Source organism: Pedobacter sp. T50_32 (assembly GCF_057652195.1).
The window spans coordinates 1,098,759-1,118,801 of the sequence record NZ_JBYFBY010000001.1 but is presented as its reverse complement, the minus strand read 5'-3'; the positions used below and the strand labels follow the sequence as shown (position 1 = coordinate 1,118,801).

Genomic DNA, 20,043 nt, shown 5'->3' with positions numbered 1-20,043 from the left:
CGTCTGTTCATCAACTATTGAAGCGTGATATAATTCAGTTCAACCACGCTTTCGTTCAGTTTTAACAAGGCATCTGCATAATTGCTTTTGAGCAAAACTGCCTGATTGACGAGCATTACAAATTCCAGATAATTGATTTCTCCGTTAATGAATTGTTGCTGTGCTGTTTTGGTAATGATGTCTGCATTTTTCAGTTCATCAGTTTCGTAACGGTTGATGATTTCGAGATTCGTTTGATACATTTGCTTGAGCTGTTGCTGTTTTTTCTCTAATGCAAATTCCGTATTATGCCAATCGTTTTCCGCAATGCTTTCCGCCACTTTAGAAGCGTGAATTCTTGCCTTTTGTCCGCCTGAAAATATTGGAATGCCAACACCTACCATCACCGAATGAAACTGTGGTGTAGCAGAATACAGTTTATCATCAGGTCCCATACCTTTGAACGAATTGAGATTATAACCGATTTGCAAACCCGGAAGAAGTCTGGATTTTTCCACTTCGGTTTGTTTGCCGGCAACCGTTTTTTGCTGTTCCAATACATGTAACAAGGGATGCGAAGCATTTTCCTGAAGCAAAAGAACCGGTCTGGAATTTTCCAAAGGAAGATATTCCGTTTCGGAATTGAGCAACCAACTGAACTGCAACTGCAAGGTTTTTATTTCCTGCTGCACTTGTTTCAACTGAATCTCAATCGCCGATTTTTGGTTGGAAGCCGTTGTTTTTTCCAGAATATTGCTTTCTCCTGCTTTTAAACGCAAACTGGCTTTGTCTAAAAATTGGGTGTACAGTTGCAACGTTTCATTCAGCAATTTTTCCTTATCTTTCCAATACACCATCTGGAAATAACTTTGGCTGACGGCTTTTTTCAGTTCAAATTCTTTAAGCGAAACATTCAACTGGCTTTTTTTCCATTCTTCGGAATGCAAATTTTTCTGTTTCTGATACACAGTCGGAAAAGCGATGCTCTGTGAAATCCCGAATTTCATATCGTTGTATGCACTATTTATTTGTCCGTAATCTGCTGTAACTGCGGTTTGCGGAATATCGGCATTAGAAGTTTTAATCAATGCTTTGGCATAATCCAAACGCAGTTTTTCATTTTTCAGGTTGCGATTGTTTTGCAACGCTGTTTGCACGGCTTCATCTAAAGAAATTATGGTTTGTGCCTTCATTTTTATTCCTGAAAACAGCATAAAAATCAACAGAACAGAGGCGACATGTTTGGATTTTGGTTTTTTCATTTTAAATCCATTTTCGATATTGACATATAAAAGCGGTAGGACAAAAAGGGTGAGCAAAGTGGCCAATATCAGTCCGCCAATTACCACGGTCGCCAAAGGTCGCTGCACTTCTGCTCCAGCACCTGTGCTTATTGCCATCGGGATAAAGCCGAGGGAGGCAACGGCTGCGGTCATCAATACCGGACGCAATCGGCTTTCGCCGCCATCAATCACAATTCTGACGATATTTCTAATGCCGTTTTTATGCAGTCGGTTAAATTCTGAAATCAATACAATACCGTTCAAAACCGCTACGCCAAAAAGAGCGATAAAACCAACGGCAGCACTGATGCTGAAAGGCATTCCGCGTAAATTCAACATAAATACACCTCCGATGACCGACAACGGAATGGCGGTGTAAATCAGAAGACTTTCTTTAATCGACTTGAACGCCATAAACAACAGGACAAATATCAATGCCAATGCCAGCGGAACGGCAATCATCAACCGTTGTTTGGCGTTGTTCAGATTTTCAAAAGAACCGCCATACGTAATAGAATAGCCGGCCGGAAGTTTAATCTGTTTGTCCACTTTACCCTGCAATTCTTCAACAATGCTTTGCACATCACGGTCTTTGATGTTGAAGCCGACGACAATACGGCGTTGTGCATTTTCACGTTGAATTTGATTGGGACCTTCCACCACATCTACGGTTGCCAGCTGATTGAGCGGGATCTGATTGCCTGCAGGTGTTGGAACCAATAGATTTTGAATATCATTGATGTTTTTTCGGTCACTGGCATTCAGGCGTACTACCATATCAAAGCGTTTTTCGCCTTCAAAAACCAAACCTGTACTCTGTCCGGCAAAAGCGGTATTAATCACCCGATTGACATCTGCAACAGAAAGATGATACTGAGCAATCACGGGACGATTGTATTTTACCACCACCTGCGGAAGCCCGGAAACCGGTTCTATATAAAGGTTTTGTGTACCTCTTACCGTTTCAATGATTTTACCGAGTTGGTTGGCATTTTGCACCAAAGAATCCAGATTATCGCCAAAGATTTTGATGACCACATCCTGTCTTGCACCAGTCATCAGTTCATTAAAACGCATCGCTACCGGATACTGAAAACCAACTGTAATACCGGGCACATCTTCCAGTGCTTTGCTCATTTTTTCTGATAATTCGGGAAACGTTTTGGCGGAAGTCCATTCTTTTTTGTCTTTCAGAATGACCATCATATCCGAAGCATCCATTGGCATCGGATCGGTAGGCACTTCTCCACTTCCTATCTTGGTGACCACTTTTTCCACTTCGGCGAAACGGGTTTTTAAGATATGGGCTGCTTTTTGCGTACTTTCAATCGTGGTGGTAAGGTTGCTGCCCGGTAAAACGCGGGTATCCACCGCAAAATCACCTTCTTCCAAAGACGGAATAAATTCGCCGCCCATTCTGCTTAGCAGAATTATTGCCGTGATGAACAATATCCCGATTATGGTAAAAATGGTTTTCGGAATGCGTAAAACTTTCAGCAAGGTTTTCAAATAAAGCGCTTCTACTTTCTTCATTATCCTGTCCGACCACGAAGGTTTTAAACTTCTTTTCTTCAACAAAACCGAACTCATCATCGGAATGTAGGTTAGGGAAAGCAGAAATGCACCTAATAATGCAAACGCCACCGTTTCTGCCATCGGGCGGAACATTTTCCCTTCAATCCCTTGCAATGTTAGGATCGGAATGTACACAATGAAGATGATAATTTGTCCGAAAACTGCACTGTTCATCATTCTTCCGGCAGATTCTGTAACTACACTATCCATATCATTGGACGGAATTTTCAGCAGGCTCTTGAACTTAGGATTGAGGGATAACTGATGCAGGACGGCTTCTACAATAATGACCGCTCCGTCGATGATTAATCCAAAATCCAGTGCACCCAAACTCATCAGATTGCCGCTCACCCCGAAAAGGTTCATCATACAAATGGCAAAAAGCATTGCTAGTGGAATCACCGAAGCCACGAGTAAGCCGGCTCTGAAATTTCCGAGAAATAAAACGAGGACAAATACCACGATTAAAGCACCTTCCATAAGGTTTCTCTCTACCGTGCTGATGGCATTATTCACCATTTTGGTACGGTCAAGAAAGGGTTCTATCACCACGCCTTCGGGCAGGGTTTTCTGGATTTGAGCCACTTTGGCTTTTACATCTTTGATGACCTGACTACTGTTGGCACCTTTCAGCATCATCACCACCGCACCGGAAACTTCGCCCTGATCGTTGTAAGTCATCGCTCCGTAACGGGTGGCAAAACCAATTTTGACATCAGCTACATCTCGGATAAACAGCGGTACATCGTTGTTTTTATTGGTAATAGAAATGTTTTGAATATCCTCAATATTGCCCACCAAACCTTCGCTCCGAATGTAGAGAACGGTTGGCCCTTTTTCGATATAAGCACCGCCGGTGTTCTGGTTATTGGCATTCAGTGCATCAAAAACATCATTGATGGTAATGCCGTAAGCATTAAGTCGGTCGGGATTCACGGCAATCTCGTATTGCTTCAATTTACCGCCAAAACTGCTGACTTCCGCTACGCCTTTGACCTGAAGTAGCTGTCGACGCACAATCCAATCCTGAATGGTACGGAGTTCCGTAACGTCGTATTTTTGTTCAAAACCTTCTTTAGGACGAACGACATATTGATAGATTTCGCCCAAACCGGTAGAAATCGGCCCTAATTGCGGTGTTCCGATACCTTGCGGAATTTCATTCTGAACCTGTTGCAGCCGCTCTGCCACTTGTTGTCTTGCCCAATACACATCAATACCATCATCAAAAACAATGGTAACCAAGGACAATCCGAAACGGGAGAAACTGCGGATTTCTTTGAGTCCGGAAATATTGGAGTTCGCCTGCTCAATTGGAAAAGTAACCAGACGTTCGATATCGGTTGCCCCAAAAGACGGAGCGATTGTAATAACCTGCACCTGATTATTGGTAATGTCCGGCACAGCATCAATCGGTAATTTGCTTACCTGATAAGAGCCAATGCCGATTAAACCAAGAACCAATAATGCTATAATGAGTTTGTTCTTTACAGAAAACTCAATGATTTTTGTAAGCATAATTTATTCTGTTAATCGTAAATGATAAATAAAGAGATTTGACGTTTCCAATACATGATCAATCCTACAGGCGGACACAAAATACACCGACTGCCCGAATGAAAGTATTATCAAACAGCAAATGCACGATGAAAGGATTCATCGTGGAAATCAAAAAAGATTAACAGAATTTCGGAGGTTGCCAGATGGCAGAAAGGTAATTGTTATCAGAAAATGTATCGTCCAAAGGCAAGGTTTTGGGTTCTTTGCCTACAAGTTTTTTGGTTTCTATATCAAAACTAAAAGGGGGGGCAAGTACAAAACTGATATTCAAAACATCGATATGTACGATAAACGGTAATTGTTTGTCTTGTTCATAATCGTCATCGTGTGGATGGTTTTCCAGATGGTTCCCGGCGTAATGAACTTCCAAAAATTGCAAAACAGTAACCTCCGGATTTTTTTCTTTGTGATCGAAATAATGTTCTATAAGTATAGGAAACTTCAATAACTGACCTAATTCAGTTGTCGAAATTAAATACACAGACAATAATAATATTGAAAACATTTTTTTCACTTAACAAAGTTAATAAAAAAGTCTGATCTCTTTTATAAGACGCTGTAATTTAAAATATTTCAAAATAAATGATTTAAAAATTCAATATTATCCCTCCTGTATCAAATGCTGTAAATTCGGGTCGTTCTTTATACGCTCCATTTCACTTTCCACGATATGAACAATGTCTAATTTTATCTGACGATAATTGTTCTCAATATCCCGTTTCATATTATCTTCTCCGCTTTCATCGACAAAGGATAAAATTTCCGGTATCTTCTGGTACGCTTTTGTTTCGGCAGCAACCTTTTCATTATCTACCACAATTTCGGCGTGAAATATCTTTTGCTCAATCCGTTCATCAAAGTTATCGGAAACAGCACCCACAAACATACCCTGTGTTAAGGTCCTGATTTTTGAAGCTGGAATTAGGCTGTCTAATTGGGTAGATATGGAAGTTGATTTATCATTTCGGTTTATCGTCATACTTTGTCTTTTTTGTAGAACTTTACCGAAACGTTCTGACAAGCTCTTTGCCGTTTCGCCAACTACCTGTCCGCTAAAAATATTACCGACTGTATTCTGAATTACCTTACTTTCTTTGTCGCCATAATCACGAATTAATTGACTAAAATCTTGAAAACCAAGACATACCGATACGAAATTACTTCTCGCAGTTGCTATGAGTTGGTCAAGTCCCCGAAAATAAATTGTGGGCAATTCGTCTATTATAATTGAGCTTTTTAACTGTCCTTTTTTATTGATAAGCTTCACAATTCTTGAATTGTACAAACCCAAAGCTGCCGAATAATATTTTGTCTATCTGGGTTGTTTCCTACGCATAGAATTTTTGGCTCATTAGGGTTATTAATGTCGAGTGTGAAGTCGTCGCCTGTCATTACCCAATACAATTGGGGGCTTATCATTCTTGATAGTGGAATTTTAGCCGATGCGATTTGTCCCTGTAACTGGTCTTGCGCACCGCCTTGCCAGGCATCCATAAAGGGAGATAAGTAATTTTCCAAATCGGGATAGGAAGTTAAAATCGTGAATACGTCCGAATATTTTTTGTTCAGCAATTCAATAGCGTGTGGGAAAGTGCAATATTTACCATCCTCGTAGATTTTCAGATACCAAATGATAGCTGCAAGCAGGATAATTGGGCTTTCCACGAAAAAATCCCCTTGCTTCTGTATCCACGACCTGTTAAGGTTTAGCATTATCGTATAAGCCGCTTCGTAAGCATCGGAAATATCCGTCATAAAATCGGGATTGAGCGGATTACAACGGTGGTTCTTGCGTGGGTCGTCGAAGTTTATCACGTAGAATTTCGGTTGAACTTTGTACTTATCCCTGTTCTTCAGTAAATGATTGTAGGCAATGGTAGAAAGGTCATCAAACTTGAAATCGTAGATGTACATTGAAAAACCTTTCTCAATCTGCTGTTTGATATAATTGTTTACAATGGCATAAGATTTACCAGAACCCGGAGTTCCCAACACAATCGTTGCCCGAAAAGGATTGACGATATTAATCCAGCCATCATTCCATTTGTTCTTGTAATAAAACTTGGTAGGCAGATTGACCGAATATTGATTTTCCATCAACTTTGTTTCCTGCTGGAAGCTCTCATTCTCATTATTGAAAACGTCGTCCATTAAATTGCTACGAAGCAAACGGCTCATCCATACCCCTGCAACCATTAAAGCGATATAGCCTAAACCTGTGGTTAGGATGTAAAGAAATGTAGCGGTGTTTAGTGGTAGTTTTAGCAATGGAAAGTTTAAAAAGAACAAAACGAAGCCAATACCTAAAGCAACATATATTTTGCCCCAAGTAATCTTTTCATTCTTAACTCCTTTAGTACCTAAACAGCTTAAAGCCAACAATACCAAAGCGAAAACTTTGGTATATAAGGTGTGTTCAAACAGTCCTGCCGTTCGGTTGAAATTCCCTAATATTTTGTTGATGATTTCTAACGTCCAGCCACGGTGTATAAAGAACCCGTAGCAAAACCAATACAAGTGCATCAATACTATAATGATGCTTACTGCTCGCATAAAAGCCATAATCTTGGCTAAGCCTCTTAAATCGTCTTCTCCCTGCATTTTAAAAAAGTTTTAAATGTTCGGGCGTGAATTTATAGGCTGTATAGGGTAGCTATAAGATTGTGGCAGTCAATGGCGGTATGTGTATTATAAGAATTTAATATTTTCGATAAGATCACAAAGCTTACAATCACACTTATACATCACTCGAATGTCTCATAAAAAACTTTTCCCTCCGTTGTCGTTGATCTGATGTACGCACTAAATAAAAAATCAAATTAAGATCTTAAAAGAGATGACAATGTAAGTCATCGCTTTTCGAAGCCCTACCTATGCAAGTCTACTTTGCGTCCCTAATAGCCTGTTCTATGACAGATGTATCTATAGAAGCCCACTGTTGGATGATTTTATCACCTGCGAACTCAAAAAGCCGGTATCCTGTGGTTAGGATTTCTTTTCCTGTAGCAGGGTAAGACTTCCACTTACCTATGTGCTTCAGCTTCATGGTAATCCTTATGAAAACCTTATTGTCTTCCGCTATTATGTCTTCAACCATTGTTTGATGGCAAAAAGATTTACTTGTTAACTGCAACCAACCTTTCGTCCCAGCTATATCATTGGTGAGCCCCAGGGGTAAAGAATGGTTTACGAAATTAATGTCCAAATAATCTTCCAACTCATCCAACATACCATTGTTCATCACTGTTTCGATAAATGAAAGGACGATTTGCTTTTTATTCATATATTAAAATTTATACTTCGACAACTTTCACTTTTAATCAAGAAATCTGAACGCCAGATGTTCTATACCATGTTCGAAGAGCATACATTAGAGAAATACGCTAACAAAACAAGCCACATCTCTATACATTTTCTACAAAAAAAAGTTAAATAACAACACCATGCCAACGATAGCAGACAGACCGCTAATATTCGTAGATAGGATACAAAATTCACCGATTTAGTGGTTAATTATTTAAATATACCACTGAAATATTGCACACATTGTTAGAGAAGAATTTTACCAAACATCAATCGATTTTGGCAAGTCGTGCTTCGAGGTCCTTCATATCCTCGCTCAACTTCTCCTCGATCACCTTCGCGTAGATCTGCGTAGTACTGAGTTTCTTATGACCGAGCATTTTGCTTACGCTTTCCATAGACACCCCATTGCTTAAAGTGATGGCAGTAGCAAAGGTATGCCTGGCGATATGGAAGGTGAGCGGCTTTTGGATATTGCACAACCTGGCGACCTGTTTCAGATAAAGATTCACCTTTTGGTTACTCATCTTAGGAAGTAAGCTGTCATTTGCGATCAGATCTGGTCGGCTGATATACTTGTCGATTACCTGTCTAGCCTTTGAAAGCAAAGGTATCTTCACCCCTGTAGTTGTCTTTTGTCTATAGGCAACGATCCAATCCCGTCCATCCAAACCCTTTTCGATGGCCGTTGGATTCAGTTGTACTACATCGATGTATGAAAGACCGGTATAACAACTGAACACAAAAAGATCCCTGGCCTTTATCAATGGGTCTACCGTCAATTCCAATGCTTCTATCTTGGCAAGTTCCTCTCTTGTCAGATACTGGCGATGAACGGTATCAAGTTTACGCTTATAATTCACAAAAGGATCCTTCTCCAACCAACCAACAGTTACAGCCATGGTCACAATCTTTCTAAGACGCTCTATATGTTTCATGATACCGTTATTGTTCAGTGGCTTCAATTTATCCTTTTTACCTATCCTTCTGAGGAAGAGCTCAAAATTAAGGATGAAATCGTAGTTGAGCTCGGATATAAATAAATCCTTTCGGTTATAGTTGACCTGAATGAATTTTAGTATATATTTTTCAGTTGTATAATAGTTTTTCATCGTTCCCTCTGCCAGAATATCTTTCTGCATCTTGTGGTGATGGGCGACCATCTTGGCCAAAGTATGTTCATCATCATATCCAGGAGTAACACGGTTCTTGATAAGTTGGGCAGTGATCGTCTTTCTTTGCAGTTTTAATTCCTGATAGCACTCGACAATAAGTGACCTTAGTTCTTCCAGATAGTTGTTCAGCTTGGCCATCTCTTCCCTGCTGCCTTTGGCCATTCCCTTTCCGGGATTCCAATTCGCTGGATCGATTGTACGTTTGACCGCCATGTCGACCCTTTTTCCATTAACTGTAATACGAGCATAGATTGGCATTGTACCATCGAGATTCTTCTTGTAGGTCCTAAGGTAAAAACCTACACCAAATGTGTCCGTCATCTTTTTCATTTCCATTCGTTTTAAGTAAATAAATGCCCGAATGTTTCGCCTACAGTTGAACCCTCTGAAAAACGAGCACTGAAACGCAACAAATCGAGTGTAATTAAATTTTTAAAACACTTTGATTATCAAATAATTAACCACAATATAATCAAAAATAATAGGGCACCGAATCGGGCACATTTATATTGTTAAAACATGGATAAACTGGTATGGAATAATTGAGGCTAAAAACAAAAAACCCCTTAGAACATACATTCTAAGGGGTTCTACCTTCATAAACCTAGAAGGTTCGTCGGGATGGCAGGATTCGAACCTACGACCTCCACATCCCAAATGTGGCGCGATACCGGGCTACGCTACATCCCGAACTTTTGATATTATTTTTACCGTTAGCTGCCCGAGGTTTCTAACGAGGTTGCAAAGATAAACATTTTAATGTCCGTTGCAAATGATTTTGAAAATTGTTTTTTAAGACTTATTTATTGATTTCGCTCGCTGCTTTTGCCTTTATCCAGAATAGCAGCTCGTTAACAAAAGTTGTTGCTCTTTTATCCGTAGTTTCTTGATCGGTTGGCGTTCCATTTTCACTGAAGGATTTTTCTACAGCAGCTACAGGAAACATTGCTGGAACAGGCAAGGCGCCAATTTTCCACAAACTAAACTGTAGCGAAGTAACTACTTGCGAACCACCAAAAGGTCCTGCGGAAACTGTGGCAATTGCAATAGGTTTACGTTTCCATTCTGCGTACAATAAGTCGATTACATTTTTTAAGCTGGCTGGATAACCACCATTATATTCTGGGGTGACGATGATGACGCCATCTACTTCTGTAATAGTTTTAGCCAATTGTAACATTTCTTCCGTTGGGTTTTCGATTAAACGTAAGCGCTCCTCAAAAATCGGGAAGTTGTACGCGTCTAGGTCGATGATTTCTGTTTCTGCTAATTGCTTTTGTGTTAAGTAGTTTTGAAAGTATAAAGCTACGCTGTGGCTTTTGCGTCCTTTTCTAACACTGGCGGATATAATGGCTATTTTTGGCATTTTGATTATCTATTGGTCCAGCTAAATTAACGAATATTCATCTGGGTTGTTTGTTTATTTCCGATGATAACGGAAATTTTTAAGCAGATTTGGATTGCTAGGTTTTCGTTTGTTGCAGAAGAAGGTCGTTCCATAGCCCCGATTGAAGTGAAATACTTTTTGTTGCGTCATTTCGACGAGGAACGAGGAGAAATCTGTTCATTAGAAACGTTTAATCAACAGATTTCTCTCTGCGTTCGAAATGACGGCAACAGGACACAAAAAGATTGAACTGAAAGCGGGACTTGCGGAACATCATAGCACCGCAATTGCGCTTCTTATAATCTTATTCCCATTTAAAAGTTTTCACGGCAACGGCATAAATGCCAATACCCCAAACTACCATAATTAAGATTTGCTGTTTCACATCCCAAAGGTTAGCGCCCTCGAAAGCCACTTTACGCATGGCATCGTTTAGGTAAGTTAACGGCAAAGCTTTACTAATAGGCTGCAGCCAAGTTGGAAAATTATTGATAGAAAAGAAGGTTCCAGATAGCAAAAACTGCGGTAGCGTAATGATGTTTGAGATAGGCGGAATGGTGCTTTCGCTCTTTGCCAAACCTGAAACCACAAAACCAAAACCCATAAAAACTATGATACCGATGGTGGATAGCACAAGCATATTGATTACTGTAACTACACCGTTTACTAATGTAAAATTAAATGCGAAATGACCAATCACGATGATAAAAATCGCACCTAATAATGCAAATCCAATACGGGCAATTGCTTCGCCCAATACAATGCTAGAGCGTCTAACTGGCGTTGCAAAAAAGCGTTTGATCACCAAGTTTTGTCTTAGTGCGAAAAAGATAAAAGCCGTACCAAAAACACCTGTACTCAATAAAGAGAAGCCTAACTGTCCTGGTAAAATAAAATCTATGGTTCGGTGTAGCCTTCCTGTTATTGTAGTTCCTCTTATTTCAGTAACCTTAGGTTTTTGGTTGACGGTATTCAGCTGATGCGCTAAGTCGTTTAAAACTGATTTTAAGACATTTCCGTTGGTTAACGATGCTGAAGTATATTTCACATTGGTAAAATAAGCTGGCAAACCACTTGGATTTTTTTCTACACTAATTACCGCATCATAAGCGCCTTTTTCTAGGTTTTTATCTATATTTTCTTGAGTATCATGCTTCTTAAGACGAATTACAGCCGTTTTTTCGATTGCTGCAATTACTGGATTTTGCAAATCTGAGCCTGGTGCTACGGCTACGTCAAGCTTCATACCGCCGCCGCCTATAAAGCCGAAAACGATAATGAATATCAGCGGGAACGCTAAAGTAAAAATTACTGCAGAAGGGCTTCGGGTAATTGACCTAAAACTCGCTTTTGCTAACGCCAACGTGGCTTTTGTATGATTGTAAGGTTGCGACATGTGCAATGTTTTTGACTTTCTACTTGTGACTTTCTACTTAATTTACTCTCTCCACGCTTTACCGGTAAGATTGATAAATACATCTTCCAAGTTGGCAGCCTTTACTTCTTTTGAACGTTCAAAACCGCTGGCAATTAAATTGTCTATCAATTGGTCTGGCGTATCTAACGCGATGATTTTCCCTGCTTCTACAAAAGCAACTCTATCGCATAATTGCTCGGCTTCGTCCATGTAGTGAGTTGTGATCACTACTGTTGTGCCGTTATTTCTGATTTCGCTAATCAAATCCCAAAGATTTCTACGTGCCTGCGGATCTAAACCCGTAGTTGGCTCATCTAAAAACACAATTTTTGGTGAATTAATTAAGGTGGTAGCAATGGAAAAACGTTGTTTCTGTCCACCCGATAGCTCTTTGTACTTTGCTTTAGCTTTATCCTGTAGGTTTACCTTTGCTAGCATTTCCATCGGAGAAACGTTTACACCGTAAAGTCCAGAGAATAGTTGCAAAAGCTCTACCAAATTTAAGTTTGGATAATAACCCGCAGCTTGTAATTGCACCCCAATGATTTGTTTAATCGCATTGGCATCGCTATCTACATTCAAACCATCTACCAAAACTTCGCCACTGGTTTTGTCACGTAAAGTTTCTATAATTTCTAAAGTGGTGGTTTTGCCTGCTCCGTTCGGACCAAGCAATCCAAATATTTCATTTTCGTAAACCTCGAACGACAGCCCTTGAACGGCCTTAAACTCGCCATAGTGTTTCACTAAATTACTTACGCTAATAATTGGTCGTTTGTTTGTCATTGGTATAAAAGTAAGAAGCTTTATAATAATGGGAAACGTTTTTCCGCTAATTGGAGTAATTATGAGGATGAAATGATGATTTCGATTGACGATTGTAGATTTACGAATTACGATTAAAATACAAATCGCCTAACATATTTCACAAAAAAGAGCAAAGATTTAAGTCTTTGCTCTTCATATTTTATAGCCAGTGTTTAATTACCAAACTAAATCGCCTTTAATTAAGCTAACGAAATCATCAAAAAGGTAACGTGAATCGTGTGGACCTGGAGAACTTTCTGGGTGATATTGTACTGAGAATGCTTTTTTGCCTTTCACACGGATACCTTCAATAGAATCATCGTTTAAGTTAACGTGAGTAATTTCTACTTTATCCGAAGCTTTAACTTCTTCTGGAATTACACCGAAACCGTGGTTTTGAGAAGTTACTTCGCAGTGGTTCTTAATGATATTTTTAACTGGGTGGTTCAATCCACGATGACCGTTAAACATTTTCATGGTACCAATACCGTTAGCTTCTGCCAATAACTGATGACCTAAACAGATCCCGAACAATGGTTTATCAGCCGCTAAAACCGCTTTCACAGTTTCGATAGCGTAAGGCATTGCCGATGGATCGCCAGGACCATTAGAAATGAAATAACCATTAGCTCCCCAAGCATTCATTTCTTCGAAAGTAGTTTTAGCAGGGAATACTTTGATGTAAAGTTCTCTGTCGTCGAAGTTGCGAAGGATGTTTTTCTTGATCCCTAAATCTAAAGCAGCAACTTTAATTGCAGCCTCTGGATTACCGTAGTAGTAAGGCTCTTTGGTAGAAACTACCGAAGAAAGTTCCAAACCATCCATAGAAGGCACTTCTTCCAATTTCTTTTTCAATTCTTGCAAGTCAGTAATTTCCGAAGAAATAATGGCATTCATTGCACCCTTGTTACGAATGTGACGCACCAAAGCTCGGGTATCGATATCACAGATACCTACAATGTTCTCATTTTGGAAGTTATCTTGAATAGATTCTGTAGCTTCTTTTCTTGAATAATTGATGTTGTAATTTTTGCAAACCAAACCAGCAATTTTAACGCTTTCAGATTCTACCTCATCGCGGTGCATACCGTAATTACCAATATGTGCGTTGGTAGTTACCATAATCTGTCCGAAATAAGAAGGATCTGTAAAAACCTCCTGATAGCCAGTCATACCTGTATTGAAACAGATTTCACCGGTGGTAGTTCCTATTTTTCCAGCAGCCTTGCCATAAAAAACGGTGCCATCGGCCAATAACAAAATCGCTGGTAACTTAGTGTAGTTAGTCATTTAAATTACAATAAAAATTGGGGATAAAAAATGATAAAAAGGAATGGGAGTTTTTAACGGATAAACCGCTTTTACTAGAAGATAAAACCGTATGATTGAACTCTCTCATTTCGGAGTACAAAGGTATGCGTTTTGAAGCATTTTTTTTAAGATTTTTTAAAAAAGTTTGGAGCTGGGCTAATTGTTTAATTGCTTAATCGTTGAAACTGGTTATTCCCAATTGTTTTACGGCTTTATTGAGCAATTGTTGAATTCCTATATTATTAAACACAACAGCTATCAACCATAAGCCATTGACTACTACCTAATCCCTAACTTCTGATTTTCAGGAACTAGTTCCTGATCCCCGTCACCTAACCAGTTTTTTAAAAAATAAACCCTAATTTTGTGCACACCAAAACAAAAAGCATGTCGGTAAACAAAGAAATTAAGCGTATAACAACGCGTACTTTGCAAGAAATGAAGCAGCGCAACGAAAGAATTGCCATGCTTACCGCTTACGATTATTCCATGGCCACCATCTTAGACGATGCTGGTCTAGATGTTCTTCTAGTAGGAGACTCGGCCTCTAACGTAATGGCTGGTCACGAAACTACGCTACCTATCACTTTAGATCAAATGATTTACCACGCCCAATCTGTGGTTCGTGGTGCAAACAGAGCATTTGTAGTGGTAGATTTGCCTTTCGGCTCTTACCAAGGCAACTCCAAAGAAGCCTTAAATTCGGCCATCCGCATCATGAAAGAAAGTGGTGCACACGGTGTAAAGCTCGAAGGCGGTGTTGAAATTGTTGAATCTATCCAACGTATTATCACCGCAGGTATTCCTGTGATGGGACATTTAGGTTTAACGCCTCAGTCTATCTATAAATTTGGCACTTACACCGTTAGAGCTAAAGACGAAGAAGAAGCAAATAAATTAAAAACTGATATACTAGCATTACAAGAAGCAGGTTGTTTTGCAGTTGTATTAGAAAAAATTCCTGCTAAATTGGCTAAAGAAGTAACCGAAAGCCTTTACATTCCAACTATTGGCATTGGCGCTGGTCCGCATTGCGATGGACAAGTATTGGTAGTTAACGATATGATTGGCTTGACGAAAGGCTTCAAACCTCGTTTTTTACGCCAGTATTTAGATTTGTACGAAGGCATTAAAGGTGCCGCACAATCTTACATTGCAGATGTAAAAGCGAACGATTTCCCTAACGAGAAAGAACAATATTAAACCCCAAACCCCTAAAGGGGCTTTTGAATAATGGAGCAGAAAGTAGGATTTTTGAAAAGCAGTTTCAGTGCCAATCGGTTAAATAAGTCCCGCTTTTCGTTCCAACCTTTTTGTTGTCGATACTGCAGCCCACTCCTGTCATCCTGAGCTTGTCGAAGGATTAAGGAGGCAAGAACAAAAAGTGTTTACACTCCAATCGGGTTTAAATAACAAAAAATAGTACAAGAAACTTAAACCAAGCAACAAACCACGATTAACCATTTCATCGATTTAAACAATTAACCAACTAATGGCCATTACCGAAGCAGACGTACTTTACGAAGATAACCACCTCATTGCAATTAACAAAAGAGCTGGAGATGTAGTACAAGTTGACGAAACTGGAGATCAGCCATTAGACGATATGGTTAGAAACTTTTTAGCAAAAAAATACGACAAACCTGGAACAGCTTTTTTAGGCGTTGCACATCGTTTAGACAGACCTGTAAGTGGCTTAATTCTATTCGCTAAAACCAGCAAGGCTTTAGATAGAATGAATGCTATTTTCAAAAACCGCGAAATCAAAAAAACTTACTTTGCGGTAGTGCGAAAAAAGCCAGCCAAGCCTCAAGGCAAGCTTATCAACTGGTTAATTAAAGATCCAAAGAAAAACGTAGTAAAATCTTACGACTACGAAGCCAAAGGCAGTCAATATTGTGAGCTAGATTATCAAGTTTTAACGGAATTAGATGGCTATTACTTGTTAAGAGTTAATCCATTAACTGGTCGTTCGCATCAAATTAGAGTACAGCTTTCAACCATGGGTTGCCCAATTGTTGGCGATAACAAATATGGCTATCCACGTGGTAGTAAAAAAGGAAGCATTTGCCTTCATGCTCGCCAATTGGAATTCATCCACCCTGTGAAGAAAGAACCAATTAAAATTTTCGCCAAGCTTCCAAAAGACGGTTTTTGGGAAAGGTTTGAGAAGTTTTAAAGCACCTATTATAAAGACTGGGGTGTTTTTATTTTGCTTTATCGAAGTCCGAACAGTCAGTGCCTCGCAATTACGACGCAGCAAATATAGCCCCTAAAAAAAGAAAACCCTGCTTTCGCAAGGTTAACTTATTCAATCAAATATAAACTAAGGAAGATATTTTTTACCAAACAAAAGTTGCCGCAGCACCTGCTGGCAATGTTGGTGTTACCAATTTTCCTTGATAACTGATATTAAAAGTTTGATTGGTGTTACTTGTGTTCATCACAACTAATGCTTTTCTACCATCTGGAGTTTTAAAAGCTACATTGCTCAACGTATTATCTTCTGACGAACTAATTCTTACCGAACCAGGTCTTACAAACTTGGAAGCGTGTGCAATTACATAATAAGCCACGTTTCTAGTGATCGCAGGTGCAATAGTAATCGCTCCTAAACAGTTGGTGCAGCCGCCGTCTGGTGTATGAGGATCATAATTTGCATCGGCTGCTAAATTCCACTCCAAAACATTTCTGCTCCAGTTTCTTGTAGCACCAACAATTAATGTACTTACATGCCATTTCAAATCTTCTCCAAAATTGCTCGGTCCACCTACCCACTGTTCTGTAAAATAGATATGTTTATCAGGATAAGCATCACGAACTTTACTCAACGCCGTAATTGGACCAGCGTACAAGTGAAAAGCAGAACCATCTACGTATTTACTTGCTTCCGGATCGGCCAAAATACTCATCGGATAATCTGGACGGTCTGCATTATGATCGTAAAGAATGATCTTCGTTTTTAAACCAGCCTTTTGGAAAGCCGGACCTAAAGCCGTTTTAATGAAATTTGCCTGCTCATTAGCCAGCATCAACAAACTTGGTGTATTGCCCGGATGTAAAGGCTCATTCTGAATGGTAATTGCATCAATGGTAATACCTTGAGCTTTCATTGCCTCTATGTACTTCACGAAATACTTCGCATAAGCTTGATAGAACTCGGGCAACAGACTTCCGCCTTTAAAAGCTTTGTTTGTCTTCATCCAGATTGGAGGCGACCAAGGCGAACCTAAGATTTTGATGCCTGGATTGATCGCTAAAATCCTTTTCAAAACAGGTACCAAATCCGTCATTTCTTCTGCAATAGAAAAACGCTCCATATCTACATCGGTTTCTCCAACTGGCAAATCATTATAGGTAAAAACCTTTGCACTTAAATCAGATGCACCGATACTTACCCGCAGATAGCTCACGCCAATCGCATCTCCTTCGGTAGAAAATAGCTCTTTTAACAAGGCAGCTTTCTCTTGTTCTGGCAATTTATTAATTAACGTAGCACTACCGCCGGTTAAGGTATAACCAAATCCATCAATGCTTTGATAGGTTTGGTTATCATCTACTGTTATTGTTTTGTGTGTATTAGAAGCTGTGCCAAAATTTAAAGCTATATCTTGTTTTTTCAGCAATACCGATCGATCGCCTTTGGTGAGCCAAAAAGCCACTTCACTATCGGTTTGATTGTTATTGGCAGTCTGACTTTTCTTGCTCGCACAAGATGACAATACCACAGACAACACTACGCAACTCGCTATAAATCTTTTCATCAACTCTGTTTTTTTAAGGTGTATAATTAAAATTTGCTTTCTGGTTACCTAATTGAACGGTAAACTCGCCTTCGCCAGTAGTAGTAACCAACTCTGCATTTACATATGCAATATCTTCTGGCTTAATTTTGAAAGTAACCGTCTTCGTTTCGCCTGCTTTTAAATCGATTTTATCGAAGCCTCTTAAACGTTTTACATCAGGGCTAATATCATGTGCTACCAGATCAGAAATGAAAAGTAATACACTTTCTTTTCCAGCAACTTTACCTGTGTTACTAACATTCACGCTGATTTCTAAAGTCCCGCCATTTTTCAAAGTGTTACTGTTTAATTTGATATCACTATAAGCAAACGTAGTGTAACTTAAACCGTGGCCAAATACGTACTGCGGGTTATAATCAGCATCGTAGTTGTAAACGCCTTCTGTAGTTTCTCTCGATTCTGATGGCTTATGGTAATACGTAAATAAGGCATTGGGGAACTGAGGGTAAGTGTAAGGCAATTTTCCCGATGGGTTAACATCACCATATAACACATCCGCAATGGCATCTCCACCAAAATTACCTGGCAAATAACTCTGCAAAATGGCACTCATGTTTTTCTCAAACTTGCTAATCACTCTTGGTCTGCCTTCGTTTAAAACCAACACGATAGTTTTGCCAGTAGCGGCCAGTTTCTTCGCTAACTCAGTCTGCAGATCGGAAATGTATAGGTCACTTAGGTTGCCCGGTGTTTCTGTGTAAGAGTTTTCGCCTAGACAAAGTACAATTACATCAGCATTTTTTGCTGCCGCGATGGTTTCGTCCATTTGATCGGCATATTCTTCGAAATATTTACCATCCATTTTATAGCTTACGCCTGGCAAATAAGTTACGTTAGCAGCACCAACTTTGTTTTGAATTGCCTCAACTATGGTGTTGTATTTTGCAGCAAACTCTTCTACTTTTTCACCTTGCCAAGAGTAAGTCCAAGCACCGTTTAAAGTTCTCATTGAGTTTGCATTTGGACCTGTGATTAATATTTTAGCAGTTTTACTTAAAGGCAATGCATTGTCTGTGTTTTTCAATAAAGTCATTGATTCCGCAGCTGCATCATAAGCTACTTTTTCAAATTCTTTACTTCCAAATTTTGGATAATCTTTAATATTGGTAGTTGGTTTTTCGAACAAATTCAACTCATATTTTACTCGCAAGATGTTTCTAACTGCATCGTCAATACGAGATTGTTTTACTTTACCTTCTTTAACCAACGCGATTAAATCATCACAGAAAGGCTCGTAGTTATAAGCAATCATCGACATATCAATACCTGCATTGATAGCCATCATTACCGCTTCTTTATTGTCTTTTGCTACGCGATCACGTTTGTGAAGGTTTTCGATATCTCCCCAATCGGTTACTACCAAACCTTTAAAGCCTAATTCTTCTCTTAAAAGTTTGGTTAATATCTTATAGTTAGCATGTACTGGCACACCATTAATTAAACCTGAGTTAATCATAATGGTTTTTGCACCTGCGTCTACAGCTGCTTTAAATGCTGGTAGATGATATTCTCTCAAAGCTTGATCAGAAATGATAGCTGGAGTTCTATCTTTACCAGAAACTGGAACTTGGTAACCTAAAAAGTGTTTGATGGAAGAAGCAACTTTGAAAGGATTAGAAACATCGTTATTATCGCCTTCTAAACCTTTGATCATTTCTTTACCTAGTTCTGTAACCAGGAACGGATCTTCTCCAAAACTCTCCCACTGACGAGGAAAACGAGGGTCAGCACCTAAATCTAGAATTGGCGAGAAGTTCCAAGGAATAGCACTGGCACGGGTTTCGTAGGCTGTGATACTCGCACCTTCCTTCACTAAAGCTCTATTAAAGGTTGCCGCCTGACCTATCTGTTGCGGAAACATAGTGGCTCCGGCAGTATAAGTTGCACCATGAACTTCATCTACACCATAAATTACCGGAATTTTGTTTTTTCCTTTCTTCATTGCAACGTTTTGGATTTGGTTGATGATGTTGTACCAAACCTGGGGCGTTCTTGCCCTGTTGTTAGAAGTGTTCAATACAGAGCCAACATGGTATTGCAGCAAGGCTTTTTCCATTTCTTTTTGATCAAGCAAAAAAGGCTCTTCGCTAGCGTAACGGTCTTTACCTTTACCAATAACATCTAAGGTAATCTGTGCCATTTGACCAACCTTTTCTTCGATGGTCATTTTCGAGAGTAATACATTTACCTTTTGGTCAATTGCCTCCTTGCTCATTTTCTGCTGTGCAAAAACGGAAGTACCGGCTAAAACAAGAACGAGCGCTAAACTAAAATTTTTAATGTTCATAGTGTGTGTTTATTTTGGTGACTAGATGCCCTAAAATAGGCAGCAAAGCACCTTTAATGAAAGTAATCTGAGCGGTCAATCTGATTTCGATTTTGCTTACAACTGAAAGTTGATACGTTTAAATCTCTTACAAAATCAACCCCTATTAACTCT

12 protein-coding genes, 1 tRNA gene and 1 pseudogene are annotated in these 20,043 nt (G+C 39.4%); 2 read left to right on the top strand and 12 right to left on the bottom strand.

The genetic code is table 11. From position 1 onward, the window contains the following. Positions 1-14: 14 nt before the first annotated feature. From AC23ME_RS04840 to carA, 10 genes and pseudogenes are all read right to left on the bottom strand, one after another. On the bottom strand, positions 15-4,355 hold the full coding sequence (locus AC23ME_RS04840; protein ID WP_487726612.1) for a CusA/CzcA family heavy metal efflux RND transporter: 4,341 nt from the start codon (positions 4,353-4,355) through the stop codon (positions 15-17). Positions 4,356-4,515: 160 nt separating this feature from the next. Continuing rightward, on the bottom strand, positions 4,516-4,902 hold the full coding sequence (locus AC23ME_RS04835; protein WP_487726611.1) for a hypothetical protein: 387 nt from the start codon (positions 4,900-4,902) through the stop codon (positions 4,516-4,518). A 96-nt stretch (positions 4,903-4,998) separates the two neighbouring features. Further along, a pseudogene (gene mobC, locus AC23ME_RS04830) lies at positions 4,999-6,998 on the bottom strand (conjugal transfer protein MobC). Between the two features lie 280 nt (positions 6,999-7,278). Continuing rightward, positions 7,279-7,680, bottom strand: coding sequence for an ester cyclase (locus AC23ME_RS04825; RefSeq protein WP_487726610.1), 402 nt, complete (start codon positions 7,678-7,680; stop codon positions 7,279-7,281). Positions 7,681-7,969: 289 nt separating this feature from the next. Further along, the gene (locus AC23ME_RS04820) at positions 7,970-9,205 is read right to left on the bottom strand and encodes a site-specific integrase (protein ID WP_487726609.1); all 1,236 of its coding nucleotides are present in this window, start codon (positions 9,203-9,205) and stop codon (positions 7,970-7,972) included. Positions 9,206-9,491: 286 nt separating this feature from the next. Beyond that, a tRNA-Pro gene (locus tag AC23ME_RS04815) sits at positions 9,492-9,565 on the bottom strand. Between the two features lie 109 nt (positions 9,566-9,674). After that, positions 9,675-10,241 (bottom strand): NADPH-dependent FMN reductase, encoded by a 567-nt coding sequence (locus tag AC23ME_RS04810; RefSeq protein WP_487726608.1) that lies wholly within the window; start codon positions 10,239-10,241, stop codon positions 9,675-9,677. Positions 10,242-10,566: 325 nt separating this feature from the next. Then, entirely contained in the window at positions 10,567-11,658 is a 1,092-nt protein-coding gene (locus AC23ME_RS04805; protein ID WP_487726607.1) for an ABC transporter permease, read from the bottom strand. 42 nt (positions 11,659-11,700) lie between these two features. After that, positions 11,701-12,465, bottom strand: coding sequence for an ABC transporter ATP-binding protein (locus AC23ME_RS04800; RefSeq protein WP_487726606.1), 765 nt, complete (start codon positions 12,463-12,465; stop codon positions 11,701-11,703). A gap of 198 nt (positions 12,466-12,663) precedes the next feature. Continuing rightward, on the bottom strand, positions 12,664-13,776 hold the full coding sequence (gene carA, locus AC23ME_RS04795) for a glutamine-hydrolyzing carbamoyl-phosphate synthase small subunit (RefSeq protein WP_487726605.1): 1,113 nt from the start codon (positions 13,774-13,776) through the stop codon (positions 12,664-12,666). A gap of 408 nt (positions 13,777-14,184) precedes the next feature. On the opposite strand from carA, the gene panB reads away from it, so the two are divergent. Both panB and AC23ME_RS04785 read left to right on the top strand, forming a co-directional pair. Further along, a complete protein-coding gene (gene panB, locus AC23ME_RS04790; protein ID WP_487726604.1) occupies positions 14,185-15,000 on the top strand; it encodes a 3-methyl-2-oxobutanoate hydroxymethyltransferase in 816 nt (271 codons plus the stop codon). A gap of 289 nt (positions 15,001-15,289) precedes the next feature. Next, on the top strand, positions 15,290-15,976 hold the full coding sequence (locus AC23ME_RS04785; RefSeq protein ID WP_487726603.1) for an RluA family pseudouridine synthase: 687 nt from the start codon (positions 15,290-15,292) through the stop codon (positions 15,974-15,976). Between the two features lie 163 nt (positions 15,977-16,139). On the opposite strand, the gene AC23ME_RS04780 is transcribed toward AC23ME_RS04785, so the two are convergent. Further along, a complete protein-coding gene (locus AC23ME_RS04780; protein WP_487726602.1) occupies positions 16,140-17,561 on the bottom strand; it encodes a glycoside hydrolase family 30 protein in 1,422 nt (473 codons plus the stop codon). Between the two features lie 13 nt (positions 17,562-17,574). Then, positions 17,575-19,890, bottom strand: coding sequence for a glycoside hydrolase family 3 N-terminal domain-containing protein (locus AC23ME_RS04775; RefSeq protein ID WP_487726601.1), 2,316 nt, complete (start codon positions 19,888-19,890; stop codon positions 17,575-17,577). Positions 19,891-20,043 lie beyond the last annotated feature (153 nt).